The sequence below is a fragment of the Pseudorhodoferax sp. LjRoot39 genome, assembly GCF_964253035.1.
In the GTDB taxonomy this organism is placed as follows: Bacteria; Pseudomonadota; Gammaproteobacteria; order Burkholderiales; family Burkholderiaceae_C; genus Pseudorhodoferax.
The window spans coordinates 3,066,477-3,084,622 of sequence record NZ_CAXUQL020000001.1 but is presented as its reverse complement, the minus strand read 5'-3'; the positions used below and the strand labels follow the sequence as shown (position 1 = coordinate 3,084,622).

Genomic DNA, 18,146 nt, shown 5'->3' with positions numbered 1-18,146 from the left:
CCGCTCACTTGGTGGGGTTGGCCGCGTTCAAAGCCTTGATGACTTTGTCGGTGATGTCGTGCTTGGGATTGATGTACGCGGCCTCCTGCAGGATGGCGTCGTACTTCTCGGTCTCGGCGACCTGCTTGATGATGCGGTTGGCCTTGTCGATGACCTGCTGCAGCTCTTCGTTCTTGCGCAGGTTCAGGTCTTCCTGGAACTCACGGCGCTTGCGCTGGAAGTCACGGTCCTGCTCGGTCAGCTGGCGCTGGCGTGCCGTGCGCTGGCTCTCGGCCAGGGTCGGGGCCTCGCGCTCGAACTTCTCCGAGGCGGCCTTGAGCACATTGCCGGCATCCATCAAGTCCTTCTCGCGCTTGGAGAACTCGGCCTCCAGCTTGCCCTGTCCGACCTTGGCCGGATTGGCTTCGCGAAGCAGACGGTCGATGTTGACAAACCCGATCCGGAAGTCTTCAGCCTGCGCTTGGGCTGCCAGTGCCGCCAGCCCCAGCAACAGGGCGGCTCCGAACGGACGCAAAAAAGTCTTCATCAAAACGACGTACCTATCTGGAATTGCAGTTTTTGGATTCTATCGCCCGCGAACTTGCGCACCGGGTTGGCGAGTGCCAAGCGCAACGGACCGACAGGGGAAATCCAGCTCACGCCCACGCCGACGGAGGCGCGCATGCTGCTGAGCTCGAACTTGTCGTCCTCGCCGTACACGTTGCCCACGTCGACAAAGCCGTACATGCGCAGCGTGCGGTCGTTTCCGGCGCCAGGGAATGGCGTCAGGATCTCGGCGTTCAGCGTGACCTTCTTGCTGCCGCCGATGACGGAGCCGGTCACGTCGCGCGGACCCAACGTGCCCTGCTCGAAACCGCGCACCGACCCCAGACCACCCGAGTAGAAGTTCTTGAACACCGGGAAGGGCCGCCCCGACAAGCCCTTGCCGTAGCCCAGCTCGCCGTTGAAGGCCAGCGTGTACTGCTTGTTCAGGGGGACGAACTGCTGGTACTGGTAGCTGCTGCGCACATAGCGTGTGTCGCCGAACAGGCCGACCTCGGCATTGACCTTGTTCAGCGTGCCGTTGGTCGGCACCAGCGTGCTGTCGCGGCTGTCGCGCTGCCAACCGACAGACAGTGGGACCGAGTAACTGGTGTATCCGAACTTTTCGCCATAGGCGAGGTAGGCCGCCGGGATGTTGGTACCGGGCTTGATGGTCGTGCGCTCCAGCGTCCCGCCGAAGTAGACCGTGTCGACCTCGCTGAATGGCACCCCGAAGCGCACGCCCGCACCCGTGGTCTCCAGCTGGTAGTTGCCGCCCTGGTCGTTGTAGGGCCGCGAGTTGCGGTGGAACAGGTCCAGGGACAGGGACACACCGTCGGTCGTGAAGTACGGGTCGACCGTGTTCAGCACGATGGCGCGGTTGTACTTGCTGGTGTTGATGTCCAGGCCCAGGTAGTTGCCCGAACCGAAGGCGTTTTCCTGCTTGATGCCGAAGGACAGCGCGAGCTTCTCGGCGCTGGAGAAGCCGGCACCCATGGTGAGGCTGCCGGTGGGCTTCTCGGCCACGGTGACCTGCAGGTCGACCTGGTCCGGCACGCCCGGCACCTCCAGGGTCTCCATGTTGACTTCGGTGAAGTAGCCCAGGCGGTCGACCCGGTCGCGCGACAAACGGATCTTGTTGCCGTCGTACCAGGACGATTCGAACTGGCGGAATTCGCGGCGGATGACTTCGTCGCGCGTGCGCGTGTTGCCGACCACGTTGACGCGGCGCACGTAGGCGCGCCGCGAGGGCTCGGCCGTCAGCAAGAGGGCCACGCTGTTGTTGCTGCGGTCGATGTCGGGCCGTGCCTCCACGTTGGCGAAGGCAAAGCCGTAGTTGCCGAAGTTGTCGCGGAAGGACTTGGTGGTCTCGGCCACGCGGTCGGCGTTGTAGGCCTCGCCCGGGCGGATCGTGATCAGCGACTTGAACTCGTCGTCGCGGCCCAGGTAGTTGCCCTCCAGCTTGACGCTGGACACCACGTAGCGCTCACCCTCGGTGATGTTGAGCACGATGGCGATGTCTTCCTTGTCGGGCGAGATCGCCACCTGGGTCGACTCGACCTGGAACTCCAGGTAGCCGCGCGACAGGTAGTACGAGCGCAGCGTCTCGATGTCAGCATTGAGCTTGGCGCGCGAGTAGCGGTCGGACTTGGTGTACCAGCTGAGCCAGCCACCGGTGTCGAGCTCGAACAGGTCGCGCAGCGTGCCTTCGCTGAAGGCCTTGTTGCCGACGATACGGATTTCCTTGATCTTGGCCGGATCGCCTTCGGTCACTGTGAACGTCAGGTTCACACGGTTGCGCTCGATCGGCGTGACCGTGGTGACGACCTGCGCGCCGTACAGGCTGCGGTTGATGTACTGGCGCTTGAGTTCCTGCTCGGCACGGTCGGCCAGTGCCTTGTCGAACGGCCGGCCTTCGGTCAGGCCGATGTCGCGCAGGGCCTTCTTCAGGGCATCCTGCTCGAACTCCTTAGTACCGGCGAAGGTGACGTCGGCCACCGTGGGGCGCTCCTCGACCACCACCACCAGCACGTCGCCATTGACCTCGATGCGGATGTCGGTGAACAGGCCCAGCCCGAACAGGGAACGGATCGCCGAGGCCCCCATCTCGTCGGAATACGTGTCGCCCACCCGCAGCGGCAACGATGCGAACACGGTGCCGGGCTCAACGCGTTGCAAGCCTTCGATGCGGATGTCACGCACCTTGAATGGGTCGACCGCCCAAGCCTGGTTAGCCACCAACATCAGGCCCAGGGCCGTGGTCAGTGCGCGCATGCGAAAGCGATGGATGGAATGTTTCATGGATAAGAAGGAGAGCCGACGGCGCTGGCCGGGCTACGCGGCCAACCGCGCTGCCGGGTCAGCCGAAGATTCGTGTCACGTCGTTGAACAAGGCGATGGACATCATCACGAGCAGCAAGGCGACCCCGGTGCGCTGCATGCGTTCCATCCATGCATCCGACACGCCTTTGCCGGTCACGGCCTCCCAAAGATAATACATCAGGTGACCCCCATCCAAGACCGGGAGCGGCAGCAGGTTTAGCACCCCCAGGCTCACGCTGATCAGGGCCAAGAACACCAGGTATTGCGTCAATCCCAGGCTGGCGGACTTGCCCGCGTAGTCGGCGATCGTGAGTGGGCCACTGAGGTTCTTGAGGGAGGCTTCGCCGATGACCATGCGGCCCATCATGCGCAGCGTGAGGGCCGACACCTCCCAGGTCCGCACCACCCCGTTCCACAGGCCGTCGATCGGACCATGGCGCACCGTGACCATGGCCGGCGGCGCGCCGACCATGGCGCCGATGCGGCCGATCCAGGTCTCGCCCTCGCGCAGGGCCTGCGGCGTGACCTCGATGTCCTGGCGCTGGCCGGCACGTTCGATGCGCCAGCGCTGCGTGAGCGGTTCCTCGCCGCGCACCGAGGCGCGGATGGTCTCGCGCAACTGCGGTCCGTCAACGATGGGCGTGCTGCCGATGGCCAGCACCACGTCGCCGCTTTGCAGGCCGGCCTTGGCTCCGGCGCCGTCGGCAACGACCTCGCCGATGACGGGTTGGGTCCAGGGCGAGACGATGCCGATGCGCCGGAACAGCTGGGCATCGGCCTCGCGCACGCCCATCTGCGCCAGCGGCAGCACGAGTTCGCGCGTCGCGCCCTGCGCGTCGAGTTCGAGCCGCACATCGTGCCCGTCCAACGCGCCGCGTGTCAGCAGCCAGCGCAGTTCCTCGAACGAGCGCAGCGGCTGCAGCGTGTCGCCGTCCCAGGCACCGCGCAACACGCGCTCGCCGCCGCGCACGCCAGCCTGCTCGGCCATGGAGGCTGGCACCGGGCTGGCCAGCACGGCCTGCGGCTCCTGCACGCCGCTCCAGTTGACCAGCGCATAGAGCAGCACGGCCAGCAGCAGGTTGGCGACGGGGCCGGCGGCGACGATGGCGGCGCGCTTGCCCACGGTCTGGGTGTTGAAGGCGCGGTGGCGCTCGGCCGGATCGACCGGGCCTTCACGCTCGTCCAGCATCTTGACGTAGCCGCCCAGCGGGAAGGCACCGATCACGAACTCGGTCGGCGAGCCCTTGGGCTGCCAGCGCCACAGCACCTTGCCGAAGCCGATGGAGAAGCGCTCGACCTTGACGCCGCAGGCCACGGCCACGCGGTAGTGGCCGTACTCGTGCACCGCGATCAGCAGGCCCAGTGCAACGATGAAGGCCACGACGGTCAGCATGGAGATCCTTTCAAAGCCGGGCGATGTGCCCGTGCGCGTGTTCGCGCGCCAGCGCATCGAGCGCCAGCAGGTCTGCCAGCGAACCGGGCTTGGAGGGGGCCAGGCCCTCCAAAGTTGCATGGTTGAGCTGGTGGATCTGGTCGAAGCGGATGCGCCCGTCCAGGAAGGCGGCCACCGCCACCTCGTTGGCGGCGTTCAGCACCGCGCAGGTGCCTGCGGGCGCCCGCAGGGCCGCCCAGGCTAGGGCCAGGCAGGGAAAGCGCGCGAGGTCGGGCACTTCGAAGGTCATGGCCGCCATGCGCGCGAAGTCCAGCCGCGGCGTTCCGCTCTCGATGCGCTCGGGCCACGACAGGCCGTAGGCGATGGGCACGCGCATGTCGGGCGTGCCCAGTTGGGCCATGACCGAGGCGTCGTGGAACTGCACCATCGAATGGATGATCTGCTGCGGATGGATCACGACCTCGATCTGCTCGGGCGTCACGCCGAACAGGTACTTGGCCTCAATGACCTCCAGCCCCTTGTTCATCATGGTGGCCGAATCGACCGAGATCTTGCGGCCCATGGCGAAGTTCGGGTGCGCGCAGGCCTGCTCGGGCGTCACCTCGCGCAGCGTGGCCGGGTCGCGCGTGCGGAACGGCCCGCCCGAGGAGGTCAGCATGATCTTCTCGATGCGCCGGCTCCAGGTGGCGGGGTCTTCGGGCAGCGACTGGAACACGGCCGAGTGCTCGCTGTCGATCGGCAGCAGCAGCGCGCCGCCGGCCTGCACGGCATCCAGGAACACCTGGCCGCCGACAACCAGCGCCTCCTTGTTGGCCAGCAGCAGGCGCTTGCCCGCGCGCGCCGCCGCCAGACAGGGCGCCAGGCCCGCCGCGCCGACGATGGCGGCCATCACGGCATGCACCTCCGGGTGCGCTGCGACCTCGGCAATCGCCTCGGCGCCGGCCATGACCTCGACCGGCAGGCCCTCGGCATGGATGCGCTCGCGCAGTCTGCGCGCCGCCTCGGCATCGGCCATCACCGCAAAGCGTGGACGGAACTGCGCGCATTGCTGCAGCATCGCCTCGACCTGGGTCGCGGCCGTCAGCGCCAGCACCTCGAAACGCTCCGGATGCCGGGCGACCACGTCCAGTGTATTGGCGCCCACGGAACCCGTGGAGCCCAGAATACTCAGGCGCTGCCTCATGCCACCACGCAGTACAACATCATCGCCAAGGGGAGCGTCGGCAGCAGTGCATCGACACGGTCCAGCACACCGCCGTGGCCGGGCAGCAACCCGCTGCTGTCCTTGACGCCGGCGCTGCGCTTGATCAGCGACTCGACCAGGTCGCCAACCACGCTCATCGCGCACAGGAACAGCACGGCCAGAGGCATCAGCCAGGGCATGCCGGTCCAGAGCCGGCTGAACAGGTTGTTGCCCGCCGGGCCGTCGACCAGAACCCAGCCCGCCGCCAGCAGCAGCACGCCGACGGCACCACCGTAGACGCCTTCCCAGCTCTTGCCCGGGCTGATCGCCGGCGCCAGCTTGCGGCGTCCGAAGCTGCGGCCCGCGGCATAGGCGCCGATGTCGGCCATCCAGACCAGCGTCAGCACGGAGAGCAGGAAACCGATGCCGATCACGCGCGCCTGCACCACGGCCAGCCAGGCAAGGCACAGTGCCAGCAGCCCACCAAGGATGCGCAGCAGGCGCGGGATCGGTGCCCAGCCCGGCACACCGCCGCGGATCAGCAACACCGCCGCAAGCACCCAGGCGCCGCCGGCGAGGGTCCAGAGCGTGAGCGATGGCCGCACCAGCCAGCCGACCTGCCACATCGCGGCGCACAGGGCGGCGGCTACCAGCGCCAGCGCGCAGGCACCGGCCTGGCCCATCTGGTTGAGACGGCCCCACTCCCAGGCCGCAGCCGCGATCATCACGAGGGCGACAATGCCGAACGGCGTGGGATCGGCGTAGAACAGCGCTGGCAGCAGGACGGCCAGCAGAACCAGGGCGGTGATGATGCGCGTGCGCAGCATGGCGCAGGCCTCAGGCAGCCTGGTTGGCGACGACTTGCTCGGAGGTCTTCCCGAAACGGCGCTCGCGCCGGCCATAGGCCGCGATGGCGTCGTCCAGTGCCGCGGGGTCGAACTCGGGCCACAGCTTGTCGCTGAACACGAACTCCGAGTAGGCCGACTGCCAGAGCAGGAAGTTGCTGATGCGGAATTCGCCACCCGTGCGGATCACGAGGTCCGGGTCCGGCACATGGGCCAAGGCCATGGCGCGGCCCAGGCTGGCTTCGGTGATGGCCTCGCCGGCCGCCGCCAGGCGCTGCGCGGCCTGGGCGATGTCCCAGCGGCCGCCATAGTTGAAGCAGATGTTCAGCACCAAGCGCTGGTTGCCTGCGGTTTCGCGTTCCGCCTGCTCCAGGCCACCACGCACCTTGTCGGACAGCGCATGCAGCGCACCCACGAAGCGCAGCTGCACGCCGTTGGCCTTGAGCGGTTTCACTTCCTTGGCCAGCACGCTGACCATCAAGGACATCAGGCCGGAGACCTCGTCCTGCGGCCGGTCCCAGTTCTCGGACGAGAACGCGAACACGGTCAGCACGCGCACGCCGCGGTCCAGGCAGGCCTGTACGCAGCGGCGCAGCGACTCGACACCCTGCCGGTGGCCGGCCACGCGCGGCAGGAAGCGGCGCGTCGCCCAGCGGCCGTTGCCGTCCATGACGACGGCAATGTGGTGCGGCACAACGCTCACGCGCACATCCCCCGCTGACGACCAAGCGGCACGCGCATCAGACCGCCAGCAGGTCCTGCTCCTTGGCCGACACGATGTGGTCGACGTCGGAAATGTGCTTGTCGGTGACCTTCTGGATCTCGGCTTCGGCACGCTTTTGCTCGTCCTCGGAGGCTAGCTTGTCCTTGACCAGCTTCTTGACGGCTTCGTTGGCGTCGCGGCGCAGGTTGCGGATCGCGACCTTGGCGTTCTCGCCTTCGCTGCGCACGACCTTGGTCAGTTCCTTGCGGCGCTCCTCGGTCATCATGGGCATGGGCACGCGGATCAGCTCGCCCATGGACGCTGGGTTCAGCCCCAGGTCGCTTTCGCGGATGGCCTTCTCGATCTTGGCGCCCATGCCCTTTTCCCAGGGCTGCACGCTGATGGTGCGTGCGTCCAGCAGCGACACGTTGGCCACCTGGCTGATCGGCACCATGGAGCCGTAGTAATCGACCTGTACCACGTCCAGCAGCGCCGGGTTGGCGCGGCCCGTGCGCACGCGCGCCAGGGCGTTCTTCAGCGAGGCCAGGGACTGGTCCATGCGGCTGTCCGCCGCGCTCTTGATGTCTGCAATCGTCATGCTCTCTCCGGCTTCTTGTGGGCCTGGCCAGCGGCGCAGCGCCGCCCTGCCAGCCTCAGGCGTAGACCAGGGTGCCCTCGTCCTCGCCGAGCACCACGCGCTTGAGCGCGCCGTGCTTGAAGATCGAGAACACCTTGATCGGCAGCTTCTGGTCGCGGCACAGCGCGAACGCGGTGGCGTCCATGATGCCCAGATTCTGCGAGATCGCCTCGTCGAACGAAATCCTGGTGTAGCGTGTGGCCGTCGGGTCCTTCTTCGGGTCCGCGGTGTACACACCATCCACCTTGGTCGCCTTGAGTACCAGTTCGGCCCCGATCTCGGCACCACGCAGCGCGGCTGCGGTGTCGGTGGTGAAGAACGGGTTGCCGGTGCCGGCGGCGAAGATCACGACCTTGCCCTCTTCGAGGTACTGCAAGGCCTTGGGGCGCACATAGGGCTCGACCACCTGCTCGATGGCGATGGCCGACATCACGCGGGCGATCAGGCCGGCCTTGTCCATGGTGTCGGCCAGGGCCAGCGAGTTCATGACCGTGGCCAGCATGCCCATGTAGTCGGCCGTGGCACGGTCCATGCCGACGGAGCCGCCCGCCACGCCGCGGAAGATGTTGCCCCCGCCGATCACCACGGCGACCTGGACACCCAGGCGCGTGATCTCGGCCACCTCCTCGACCATGCGCACGATGGTGGCACGGTTGATGCCGAAGGCATCGTCTCCCATCAGGGCCTCTCCCGACAGCTTCAACAAGATGCGCTTGTGGGCTGGCGCGGGAGTGGGCATGGGCAATTCCTTCAGGTGGTGCAAATGGGGGGCAATGGTAGCGCGGGCCGACGACAGTTCAGACGCCGGGCCCGCATGGCGCGCTCAGGCGCCGGTCTTGGCAGCAGCGACCTGCGCCGCCACTTCGGCCGCGAAGTCGTCGACCTTCTTCTCGATGCCTTCGCCGACCACGTACAGCGTGAACGACTTGACCTGCGTTTCGGCGGCCTTGAGCATCTGCTCGACGGTCTGCTTGTCGTTCTTCACGAAGGGCTGGTTGTACAGCGAGACTTCCTTGAGGAACTTCTGCACACCGCCTTCGATGCGCTTGGCGACGATGTCGGCCGACTGTACCGGCTTGCCGGCGGCTTCGGCAGCCTTCTTGTCTTCCTCGGCCTTGGCCGCGGCGACCGAACGCTCCTTCTCGACCAGTTCGGCCGGCACTTCGGCGGACGACAGCGAGACCGGCTTCATGGCGGCCACATGCATGGCGACATCCTTGGCAGCGGCTTCGCTGCCTTCGTACTCGACCAGCACGCCGATGCGGGTGCCGTGCAGGTAACCTGCCAGCTTGCCGCCGTTGGCGTAGCGCTTGAAGCGGCGGAAGCTCATGTTCTCGCCGATCTTGCCGATCAGGCCCTTGCGCACGTCTTCCAGCGTGGGGCCGAAGCCGTCTTGCGCATAGGCCAGCGCACCCAGTGCCGCGATGTCGGCGGGGTTGTGCTCGGCGACCAGGTTGGCCGCGGCCTGCGTCAGTGCCAGGAAGCTGTCGTTCTTGGTGACGAAGTCGGTTTCGCAGTTCACTTCGATCAGGGCGCCCACATTGCCGTTGATCGCGCTGGCGACCACGCCTTCGGCGGTCACGCGCGAAGCGGCCTTGCCGGCCTTGCTGCCCAGCTTGACGCGCAGCAACTCTTCGGCCTTGGCCATGTCGCCGGCGGCTTCGGTCAGCGCCTTCTTGCATTCCATCATCGGTGCGTCGGTCTTGCCACGCAGTTCAGCAACCATGCTTGCGGTGATAGCAGCCATGTTCAGATCTCCATCTCGAATTCAAGGAACTAAAAAAAAGGGGGCCATGCAGCCCCACTTTGATCGCGCGGGATGCCGCGCGTGGGTCAGGCTCAGGCGGCCTCGTTGACCTCGACGAATTCGTCGCTGCTCTCACCGGCAGCCACCGTCTTGACGACATCGGCGCCCGCACTGTTGCGGCCCTCGATGATCGCATCGGCGATGCCACGGGCGTACAGCGCCACGGCCTTGGCCGAGTCGTCGTTGCCGGGGATCACGTAGTCGATGCCCTGGGGCGAGTGGTTGGAGTCCACCACGCCGACCAGCGGAATGCCCAGCTTGCGGGCTTCGGCGACCGCAATCTTGTGGAAGCCCACGTCGATCACGAAGATCGCATCGGGCAGCGCACCCATTTCCTGGATGCCGCCGATGTCGCGTTCGAGCTTGGCCATCTCGCGAGCGAACATGAGCTGCTCCTTCTTGCTCATGCTGTCCAGGCCGCCTTCCTGCTGGGCCTTCATGTCCTTCAGGCGCTTGAGCGAGGTCTTGACCGTCTTGAAATTGGTCAGCATGCCACCCAGCCAGCGCTGATCGACGAAGGGCACGCCGGCGCGGCGGGCCTCCTCGGCCACGATTTCACGGGCCTGGCGCTTCGTGGCGACCATCAGGATGGTGCCGCCGTTGGCGGTCAGCTGCTTGGCGAACTTGGCCGCCTCCTGGAACATCGGCAGCGACTTTTCCAGGTTGATGATGTGGATCTTGTTGCGATGGCCGAAGATGAACGGGGCCATCTTGGGGTTCCAGAAGCGGGTTTGGTGGCCGAAATGGACACCGGCTTCCAGCATTTCGCGCATGGTGACGGACATTGAAATCACTCCAAAGGTTGGGTCTAAAATCCCGCCCGTTTTGCGCCATGCCAGCCCGTCTTGAATCGGGCGATCGATGCAGGCGCAACACCTTGATGTGGGCGGGTTTGCGATTTGTCTTGCGGTTACAAGTTAACTAACTTCACCAAGTTACCTAACTGAACGCGCGGCGCCGGCAAGCCGGACCACTCCGCAAAACCCAAAGAGTCTAGCACATCACGGGCCCACCAATTGGCGCCCCCTCCCCATGCACATTGCCATCATCGGTGCCGGCGTCGTCGGCATCACCACGGCCTACGAGCTGGCCGCGGACGGCCACCAGGTCACCGTCTTCGAGCGCCACGCCGCCGCGGCGGCCGAGACCAGCTTCGCCAACGCCGGCGTGGTCGCCCCGGGCTACGTAACGCCCTGGGCCGCGCCGGGCATGCCCGGCAAGGTCGCGCGCTATCTCTTGAAGCGCCATGCGCCGATCAAGCTGGGTTGGCCCCTTGGCACGCGCGACCTGGCCTGGATGGCGCGCTGGCTGCGCGCCTGCAAGCTGGACACCTACCTCGCCAACCGCGCCCGCATGCAGCGGCTGGCCTTCTACAGCCGCGACCTGCTGCACCAACTGACCCAGGACCTGCGCCTGTCCTACGACCGCAGCGACGGCTACATGGTGTTGCTGCGCTCCGAGCAGGACGCCCGGCTGGTCGAGCCCGGCCTGCAGGTGCTGCAGGACGCCGGCGTGCGCTTCGCGCGGCTGGACGCGACGGCGGCGCGCCAGGTCGAGCCCGCGCTGAGCCCGGACATGGACTTCCACGGTGCGATCCAGTTGCCCGACGACAAGGTCGGCAACTGCCGGCAGTTCTGCATGCTGCTGAAGGCCGAGGCGCAGGGCCTTGGTGTCGACTTCCAGTTCGGCCGCGCCATTGCGCGCGTCGAGGCGGGGCCGCCTGTCACGCTGCGGCTGGCCGATGGCACGGCGCGCAGCTTCGACGCGCTGGTCTGTTGCGCCGGCCTCGGCTCCGCGCAGTTGCTGCGCCCGCTGGGCCTGCGCCTGCCGCTGGCGGCGGTGTATGGCTACTCCATCACGGCCACCATCCGCGAGGCGCTGAACGCACCGCGCAGCGCCGTGATGGACGAGCGCTACAAGGTCGCGATCTCCCGGCTCGGCCAGCGCGTGCGCGTGGCCGGCAGCGCCGAGATCGGCGGCAGACCGGACCTGCACCGCGAAGCCGCGGTGCAGACGCTCTACAAGGTGCTGCACGACTGGTTCCCGGGCGCAGCCAGCATGCAGGCCGGCGTGCAGGCCTGGAAGGGCGCGCGGCCGATGTTGCCGGACGGCCCCCCGGTGCTCGGGGCCAGCGGCATCCCGGGGGTCTGGCTGAACCTGGGCCACGGATCCAGCGGCTGGGCACTGAGTTGCGGCAGCGCGCGCGTGCTGGCCGACCAGATCGCGGGGCGTACGCCCGCCGTCGACACCGAAGGCCTGGGCATCGAGCGCCTGCGCCGTTAGGGCCGTGGCGCGCCGCACAATGGGCGGCATGCGCCCCATCACCCTCGACCGCGCCTGGCCGCTGCACGGCAGCGCCACCACGCGGCAACTCGAAGCCCGCGCGATCGCGGCAGCCGGCCCCCATGTGCTGATGCAGCGCGCCGGCCTTGCGGCGGCCCGGCTCGCGCTCGCATTGGCACCGCACGCGCGGCAGGTCTGGATCGCCTGCGGCCCCGGCAACAACGGTGGCGACGGGCTGGAGGCGGCCATGCACCTGCAACACTGGGGTCGCAAGCCATGCGTACGCTGGTTCGGGGACGAACGCCGGCTCGCCCCCGACGCCGCGGCATCGCTGGCGCGCGCACGCGCCGCCGGTGTGCCGTTCACCGAGGCCACGCCGGAGCTGCAACCCCAGGATCTCGCGATCGACGCACTGCTCGGCCTGGGCAACACGCGCCCAGCGACCGGCGATCTGGCCGCCTGCATCGCGGCGCTCAATGCTGGCGCGGCACCGGTGCTGGCCGTCGACCTGCCGACCGGCCTGGCCGCAGACACAGGCCAGGCGGACGGCCCCGCCGTGCGCGCCCAATACACCTTGAGCCTGCTGACGCTCAAGCCATGCCTGTTCACCGGCATGGGCCGCGACCTGGCGGGCCAGGTCTGGTTCGACGCATTGCAGCAGGGCGACACTGTGCAGGCCAATGCGACGCTGGCCGGGCCGCCACCGGCCCGGCCACGTGCGCACGCGAGCCACAAGGGCAGCTACGGCGATGTGGCGGTGCTGGGCGGCGCACCCGGCATGCGCGGCGCGGCCGTCCTGGCCGGTTCGGCTGCGCTGCATGCCGGCGCGGGACGCGTCTACGTCGCAACGCTGGACGCCAGTGCGTCCGACCTGGCGTCCGGTGCCCCGGAACTCATGTGGCGTGCATCCGCAGAACTCGCGCTGGCCCGGCTGACCCTCGCCTGTGGTTGCGGCGGCGGCCCGCTGGTTGCGGCCTGGTTGCCACAGGCCCTGGACGAAGCGGCCCGGCTCGTGCTCGATGCAGACGCACTCAATGCGCTGGCCGCCGACAAGCGCCTGCAGGATGGTCTGCGCCGACGCCAGCAGCCCACCGTGCTGACTCCCCACCCGCTCGAAGCCGCCCGGCTGCTGGGCAACAGCACCGCCGCCGTGCAGGCCGACCGCCTGGCGGCCGCGCAGGCACTGGCAGAACGCTTCGGTGCCGTTGTCGTGCTCAAGGGCTCGGGTTCGGTGGTCGCAGCACCCGGCCGAACGCCGTCCATCAACCCCACGGGCAACGCCCTGCTGGCCACCGCGGGCACGGGCGACGTGCTCGCGGGCTTCGTGGCGGCGCATCTGGCCGCCGGCAGCTGCGCCTGGGAGGCGGCCTGCCACGCCGTGTACCAGCACGGCGCCCTGGCCGACGCCTGGCCCGCGGGCCAGGCGCTCACGGCCTCGGCGCTGGCCCGCGCCGCAAGCTGAATTTCAGCCGCGGCCGGCGAACGGCATCTTGGTGGCCATGACGGTGTGGAACATCACGTTGGCCTCCAGCGGCAGGTTGGCCATGTAGAGCACAGACTGGCCGACGATGTTGACGTCCATCAGCGGCTCGACCGCGATCTCGCCATTGGCCTGCGGCACGCCCTTGGCCATGCGCATGGCCATTTCGGTGCCCGCGTTGCCCACGTCGATCTGGCCGACGGCGATGTCGTACTTGCGTCCGTCCAGCGAGGCCGACTTGGTCAGGCCCTGGACGGCGTGCTTGGTCGAGGTGTAAGCGATCGAGTTCGGCCGCGGCGTGGTGGCCGAGATCGAGCCGTTGTTGATGATGCGCCCGCCGCGCGGCGTCTGCGACTTCATCACGCGGAAGGCCTGCTGGATGCACAGGAACATGCCGGTCAGGTTGATGTCGACCACGTTCTTCCACTGCTCCAGCGTCAGGTCTTCGAGCGGAACGCCGGGCGCGTTGACGCCGGCGTTGTTGAACAGCAGGTCCACGCGGCCATGGGCCTTCACCGCGGCGTCGAACAGCGCCGCCACCGAGGCCGCATCGGCCACGTCGGTCGGCACGACCAGCGCACCACTACCCGCAGCCGACTTGACCTCTTCCAGCGGCTCCGGCCGACGCCCGGCCAGCACCACGCGCCAGCCGCCTGCGGCCAGTGCCAGTGCAGCCGCCTTGCCGATGCCCGTGCCCGCGCCGGTCACGATGGCCACTTTTTCATTCGAACCCATTTCCATCTCCTTCTTGTGCATTGCTTGTTTCGAGCGCACCCGGCTCATCGCCGGCTGCGTCCCTTGTTCTTCGCCGCGGCCTTCTTGCCAGCGGCCTTGAGCGTCTGGGCCAGCCCCGAACTCCTGTCTTCGCGGCGCTGCTGGCCGTCCCTGCGCCCCGGTTCGCGGCCTTCGCGCGACGCACTCTTGTCCTTCGGCCCGCGCGCAGCGAGATCCTCGCCTTCGCGGATCAGCCGGAAATCGATCTTGCGGCCGTCCAGATCGACGCGGCTGACCTGCACCTGCACGCGCGTGCCGACGGCATAGCGGATGCCGGTGCGCTCGCCGCGCAGCTCCTGCCGCGCCTCGTCGAACTTGAAGTACTCGCCGCCGAGTTCGGTGATGTGCACCAGGCCCTCGACGTACATCGCGTCCAGCGTGACGAAGATGCCGAAGCTCGTGGCGGCCGTGACGATGCCGCCGTACTCCTCGCCCAGGTGCTCGCGCATGTACTTGCACTTGAGCCAGGCCTCCACGTCACGGCTGGCCTCGTCGGCGCGGCGCTCGTTGGCGCTGCAATGCAGGCCAGCCGCCTCCCAGGCCTGCACCTCGGCGCTGACCTTGCGTGGCCGCTGGTCTGGCTCGGCCACCTTGTCGCCCAGGCGCGCGCCCTGATTCTTCTGCAGGCGCTTGGCCAGCTTGGCATGGGCCTCGCCAGGCGTCGGCAGGGCCGGCAACTGGTAACGGCTGTGCGCCAGGATGGACTTGATCACGCGGTGGACCAGCAAATCGGGATAGCGCCGGATCGGGCTCGTGAAGTGCGTGTAGGCCTCGTAGGCCAGGCCGAAGTGGCCACTGTTGGTCGGCGTGTAGATCGCCTGCTGCATGGAGCGCAGCAGCATGGTGTGGATCTGCTGCGCATCCGGCCGGTCCTTGGTGGCCTCGGCGATGGCCTGGAACTCTGCGGGCTTGGGGTCGTCGCTGACGGTCTGCGCGACGCCGACGGCCTTCAGGTAGTTGCGCAGCGTTTCCTTCTTCTCGGGCGTGGGGCCCTCGTGCACGCGAAACAGCCCCGGGCGCTTGTTCTGCGCGATGAAGTCGGCACTGCAGACGTTGGCCGCCAGCATGGCCTCTTCGATCAGGCGGTGGGCGTCGTTGCGCGTGCGCGGCACGATGCGCTCGATGCGGCCGTTCTCGTCGCAGACGATCTGCGTCTCCACCGTGTCGAAGTCGACCGCGCCGCGCTTGCCGCGTGCGCCCAACAACGCACGGTAGACATCGTGCAAATGCTCCAGCTGCGGCACCAGCGCACGCCGGCGCACAGCCTCCGGCCCACGCGTGTTGGCCAGGATGGCCGCCACCTCGGTGTAGGTGAAGCGCGCATGGCTGAACATGACGGCGGGGTAGAACTGGTACGCGTGGACTTCGCCCTTGGAGGTGACGAGCATGTCGCAGACCATGCACAGCCGCTCGACCTCCGGGTTCAGCGAACACAGGCCGTTGGACAGTTTCTCGGGCAGCATGGGGATCACGCGGCGCGGGAAGTAGACACTGGTGGCGCGCTCGTAGGCGTCGACATCGATGGCCGAGCCGGTCTCCACGTAGTGGCTCACATCGGCAATGGCGACCAGCAGTCGCCAGCCCTTGCTGCGGCCCACCTTGGTCGGCTCGCAGTAGACAGCGTCGTCGAAGTCGCGTGCGTCCTCGCCGTCGATGGTCACCAGCGGCACGTCGGTCAGGTCGACACGCTGGCGCTTGTCCTGCGGGCGCACCTTGTCGGGCAGCGTGCGGGCCAGCGCGATGCACGCGTCCGAGAACACATGCGGCACGTCGTACTTGCGCACCGCGATCTCTATCTCCATGCCAGGGTCGTCGACCTCGCCCAGCACCTCCTTGACGCGGCCGACCGGCTGGCCGTACAGCGCGGGTGGCTCGGTCAGTTCGACGACGACGACCTGGCCTGGCTTGGCCGTGCCGGTCGCGCCCTTGGGGATCAGGATGTCCTGGCCGTAGCGCTTGTCCTCGGGCGCCACGAGCCAGACACCACTCTCCTGCAGCAGGCGGCCGATGATGGGCTGCGGCGGCCGCTCGACGATCTCGACGACGCGCCCCTCGGGCCGCCCCTTGCGGTCGTAGCGCACCACGCGCGCCTTGACGCGGTCCTTGTGCAGCACCGCGCGCATCTCGTTGGAAGGCAGATAGATGTCCGACTGGCCATCGTCGCGCTGCACGAAGCCGTGCCCGTCGCGGTGTCCTTGGACCGTGCCTTCCACTTCTTCGAGAAGGCTTGTTGTGTAGTTTGAATTTTTGATGATATGATCGCTTTCTTTCCTGAAATGCCCAGGTGGCGGAATTGGTAGACGCACTAGTTTCAGGTACTAGCGAGTAACATCGTGGGGGTTCGAGTCCCTTCCTGGGCACCAATCATCGATTGGAACACATCAGAAAGATCACAACGAAGCCGCTGAGTCATCAGCGGCTTTTTTGTTGCCCGCACGACAACGGGGGCGCACGCGGAGTTCGCGCACGGGGATTGCGCACCCGCAGTTGCACCAACCAAAAATTTTCGGTTGTTGGGGCGCGAAATCGAAAACTGACAAAAAACGCTTGCTATAATCGCAGGCTTCCTGAGATGCCCAGGTGGCGGAATTGGTAGACGCACTAGTTTCAGGTACTAGCGAGTAACATCGTGGGGGTTCGAGTCCCTTCCTGGGCACCAACCATCGGTTGGCACATGTCAGAAAGATCGCAACGAAGCCGCTGAGTCATCAGCGGCTTTTTTGTTGTCTGGCCACTCGATAACGAAAAGCCTCCCCCATCGGAAAAGGCCTTCGTCGCCACCAGACTCAAACCGGCACCGCCACGAGATCGTGGCCTTGCGTGCCGACGATGCGGGCACGCGTGAACTCACCGACCTTGAGCGTCTTGCTGATCTTCTCGGGCGGCAGCAGGTGCACCACACCGTCGATCTCGGGCGCATCCGCGTAGCTGCGACCCTTGCCGCCCTTGCGGCCCAGGCCCGGCGCCGAATCCACCAGCACCTGCATGCTGGCGCCGATGCGCCGACGCAGCCGTGCAGCCGAGACCTCTTCGGCCACCGCCATGAAGCGCGCGCGGCGTTCCTCGCGCAATTCCAGCGGCAGCATCGGCGCGATGGTGTTGGCCGTCGCACCCTCGACCGGGCTGTAGGCGAAGCAGCCTGCACGGTCGATCTGCGCCTCGCGCATGAAGTCGAGCAGGTGCGCGAACTCCTCTTCGGTCTCGCCCGGGAAGCCGGCGATGAAGGTGCTGCGAATCACAAGTTCGGGGCAGATCTCGCGCCAGCGCTGGATGCGCTCCAGGTTCTTCTCGCCGCTGGCCGGCCGCTTCATGCGGCGCAGCACATCGGGATGGCTGTGCTGCAGCGGCACGTCCAGGTACGGCAGCACACGGCCTGCCGCCATCAGCGGCAGGATGTCATCCACGCTCGGATAGGGATAGACATAGTGCAGCCGCACCCAGGCGCCGTGCGGTTCGGCCAGTTCGCCGAGCGCCTGCACGAGTTCAAGCATGCGCGTCTTGACCGGCTTGCCGTCCCAGAAGCCGGTGCGGTACTTGAGGTCCACGCCATAGGCCGAGGTGTCCTGGCTGATCACCAACAACTCCTTGACTCCGCCTTCGAACAGCGCGCGCGCCTCTTTCAGCACATCGCCCACCGGCCGCGACACCAGGTCGCCGCGCATCGAGGGAATGATGCAGAAGGTGCAGCGGTGGTTGCAGCCCTCGCTGATCTTGAGGTAGGCGTAGTGCTTGGGCGTGAGCTTGATGCCCTGCGCTGGCACCAGGTCGACAAAGGGATCGTGCGGCTTGGGCAGATTGGCATGGACGGCATCCATGACCTCCTGCGTCGCGTGCGGGCCGGTCACGGCCAGCACGCTGGGGTGCATCTCGCGCACCATGTTGCCGCCGCCCTGCCCGGTCTTGGCACCCAGGCAGCCGGTCACGATCACGCGGCCGTTGTCGGCCAGCGCCTCGCCGATGGTGTCCAGGCTTTCCTTGACGGCGTCGTCGATGAAGCCGCAGGTGTTGACGATCACCAGGTCGGCGCCTGCGAAGGTCTTGCTGGTCTGGTAGCCCTCTGCGCTCAACTGCGTGAGGATGAGTTCGGAGTCCGTGAGCGCCTTCGGGCATCCGAGGCTCACGAACCCGATCTTCGGGACTCTCGTGGGTGCTTCTGCAACTGTCATCGCGCTATTGTCGCCGCGATGCAGGCGGCGG

At 67.2% G+C, this 18,146-nt stretch carries 15 protein-coding genes and 2 tRNA genes; 4 read left to right on the top strand and 13 right to left on the bottom strand.

Translation table 11 applies throughout. From position 1 onward, the window contains the following. Positions 1-4 precede the first annotated feature (4 nt). The 10 genes from ACSQ4M_RS14430 to rpsB form a co-directional block, all read right to left on the bottom strand. Positions 5-526 (bottom strand): OmpH family outer membrane protein, encoded by a 522-nt coding sequence (locus ACSQ4M_RS14430; RefSeq protein WP_436190186.1) that lies wholly within the window; start codon positions 524-526, stop codon positions 5-7. Continuing rightward, positions 526-2,823: an outer membrane protein assembly factor BamA gene (gene bamA, locus ACSQ4M_RS14425; RefSeq protein ID WP_436190185.1), complete on the bottom strand. Its 2,298-nt coding sequence runs from the start codon at positions 2,821-2,823 to the stop codon at positions 526-528. The genes ACSQ4M_RS14430 and bamA overlap by 1 nt, the downstream gene beginning before the upstream one ends. Before the next feature lie 58 nt (positions 2,824-2,881). Beyond that, on the bottom strand, positions 2,882-4,237 hold the full coding sequence (rseP, locus tag ACSQ4M_RS14420; RefSeq protein WP_436190184.1) for an RIP metalloprotease RseP: 1,356 nt from the start codon (positions 4,235-4,237) through the stop codon (positions 2,882-2,884). 10 nt (positions 4,238-4,247) lie between these two features. Further along, entirely contained in the window at positions 4,248-5,420 is a 1,173-nt protein-coding gene (ispC, locus tag ACSQ4M_RS14415) for a 1-deoxy-D-xylulose-5-phosphate reductoisomerase (protein ID WP_436190183.1), read from the bottom strand. Then, complete coding sequence (locus tag ACSQ4M_RS14410; protein WP_436190182.1) at positions 5,417-6,247, bottom strand: phosphatidate cytidylyltransferase; 831 nt, start codon at positions 6,245-6,247, stop codon at positions 5,417-5,419. The genes ispC and ACSQ4M_RS14410 overlap by 4 nt, the downstream gene beginning before the upstream one ends. A gap of 10 nt (positions 6,248-6,257) precedes the next feature. Next, on the bottom strand, positions 6,258-6,974 hold the full coding sequence (uppS, locus tag ACSQ4M_RS14405) for a polyprenyl diphosphate synthase (protein ID WP_436190181.1): 717 nt from the start codon (positions 6,972-6,974) through the stop codon (positions 6,258-6,260). A 31-nt stretch (positions 6,975-7,005) separates the two neighbouring features. Further along, a complete protein-coding gene (gene frr, locus ACSQ4M_RS14400) occupies positions 7,006-7,566 on the bottom strand; it encodes a ribosome recycling factor (protein ID WP_436190180.1) in 561 nt (186 codons plus the stop codon). A gap of 55 nt (positions 7,567-7,621) precedes the next feature. Beyond that, the gene (gene pyrH, locus ACSQ4M_RS14395; RefSeq protein WP_436190179.1) at positions 7,622-8,344 is read right to left on the bottom strand and encodes a UMP kinase; all 723 of its coding nucleotides are present in this window, start codon (positions 8,342-8,344) and stop codon (positions 7,622-7,624) included. Positions 8,345-8,428: 84 nt separating this feature from the next. Then, positions 8,429-9,352 (bottom strand): translation elongation factor Ts, encoded by a 924-nt coding sequence (tsf, locus tag ACSQ4M_RS14390; protein ID WP_436190178.1) that lies wholly within the window; start codon positions 9,350-9,352, stop codon positions 8,429-8,431. A gap of 92 nt (positions 9,353-9,444) precedes the next feature. Further along, positions 9,445-10,197: a 30S ribosomal protein S2 gene (gene rpsB, locus ACSQ4M_RS14385; RefSeq protein WP_056660433.1), complete on the bottom strand. Its 753-nt coding sequence runs from the start codon at positions 10,195-10,197 to the stop codon at positions 9,445-9,447. Between the two features lie 247 nt (positions 10,198-10,444). Here rpsB and ACSQ4M_RS14380 point away from each other — a divergent pair, with 247 nt between their 5' ends. After that, complete coding sequence (locus ACSQ4M_RS14380; RefSeq protein ID WP_436190177.1) at positions 10,445-11,695, top strand: D-amino acid dehydrogenase; 1,251 nt, start codon at positions 10,445-10,447, stop codon at positions 11,693-11,695. Between the two features lie 28 nt (positions 11,696-11,723). Next, positions 11,724-13,157, top strand: coding sequence for an NAD(P)H-hydrate dehydratase (locus ACSQ4M_RS14375; protein ID WP_436190176.1), 1,434 nt, complete (start codon positions 11,724-11,726; stop codon positions 13,155-13,157). Between the two features lie 3 nt (positions 13,158-13,160). Here the strand turns inward: ACSQ4M_RS14375 and ACSQ4M_RS14370 are convergent, their stop codons facing one another. Further along, positions 13,161-13,910, bottom strand: a complete 750-nt coding sequence (locus ACSQ4M_RS14370; protein WP_436190175.1) for an SDR family oxidoreductase — start codon at positions 13,908-13,910, stop codon at positions 13,161-13,163. A 44-nt stretch (positions 13,911-13,954) separates the two neighbouring features. Then, positions 13,955-16,204, bottom strand: coding sequence for a ribonuclease R (gene rnr / locus ACSQ4M_RS14365; RefSeq protein ID WP_436194013.1), 2,250 nt, complete (start codon positions 16,202-16,204; stop codon positions 13,955-13,957). 23 nt (positions 16,205-16,227) lie between these two features. Between rnr and ACSQ4M_RS14360 the strand changes: the two genes are divergently transcribed. Continuing rightward, positions 16,228-16,312: transfer RNA gene (locus ACSQ4M_RS14360), tRNA-Leu, on the top strand. A gap of 211 nt (positions 16,313-16,523) precedes the next feature. After that, positions 16,524-16,608: transfer RNA gene (locus tag ACSQ4M_RS14355), tRNA-Leu, on the top strand. Positions 16,609-16,735: 127 nt separating this feature from the next. Here the strand turns inward: ACSQ4M_RS14355 and rimO are convergent. Beyond that, the gene (gene rimO / locus ACSQ4M_RS14350) at positions 16,736-18,115 is read right to left on the bottom strand and encodes a 30S ribosomal protein S12 methylthiotransferase RimO (protein WP_436190174.1); all 1,380 of its coding nucleotides are present in this window, start codon (positions 18,113-18,115) and stop codon (positions 16,736-16,738) included. Between the last annotated feature and the right edge of the window lie 31 nt (positions 18,116-18,146).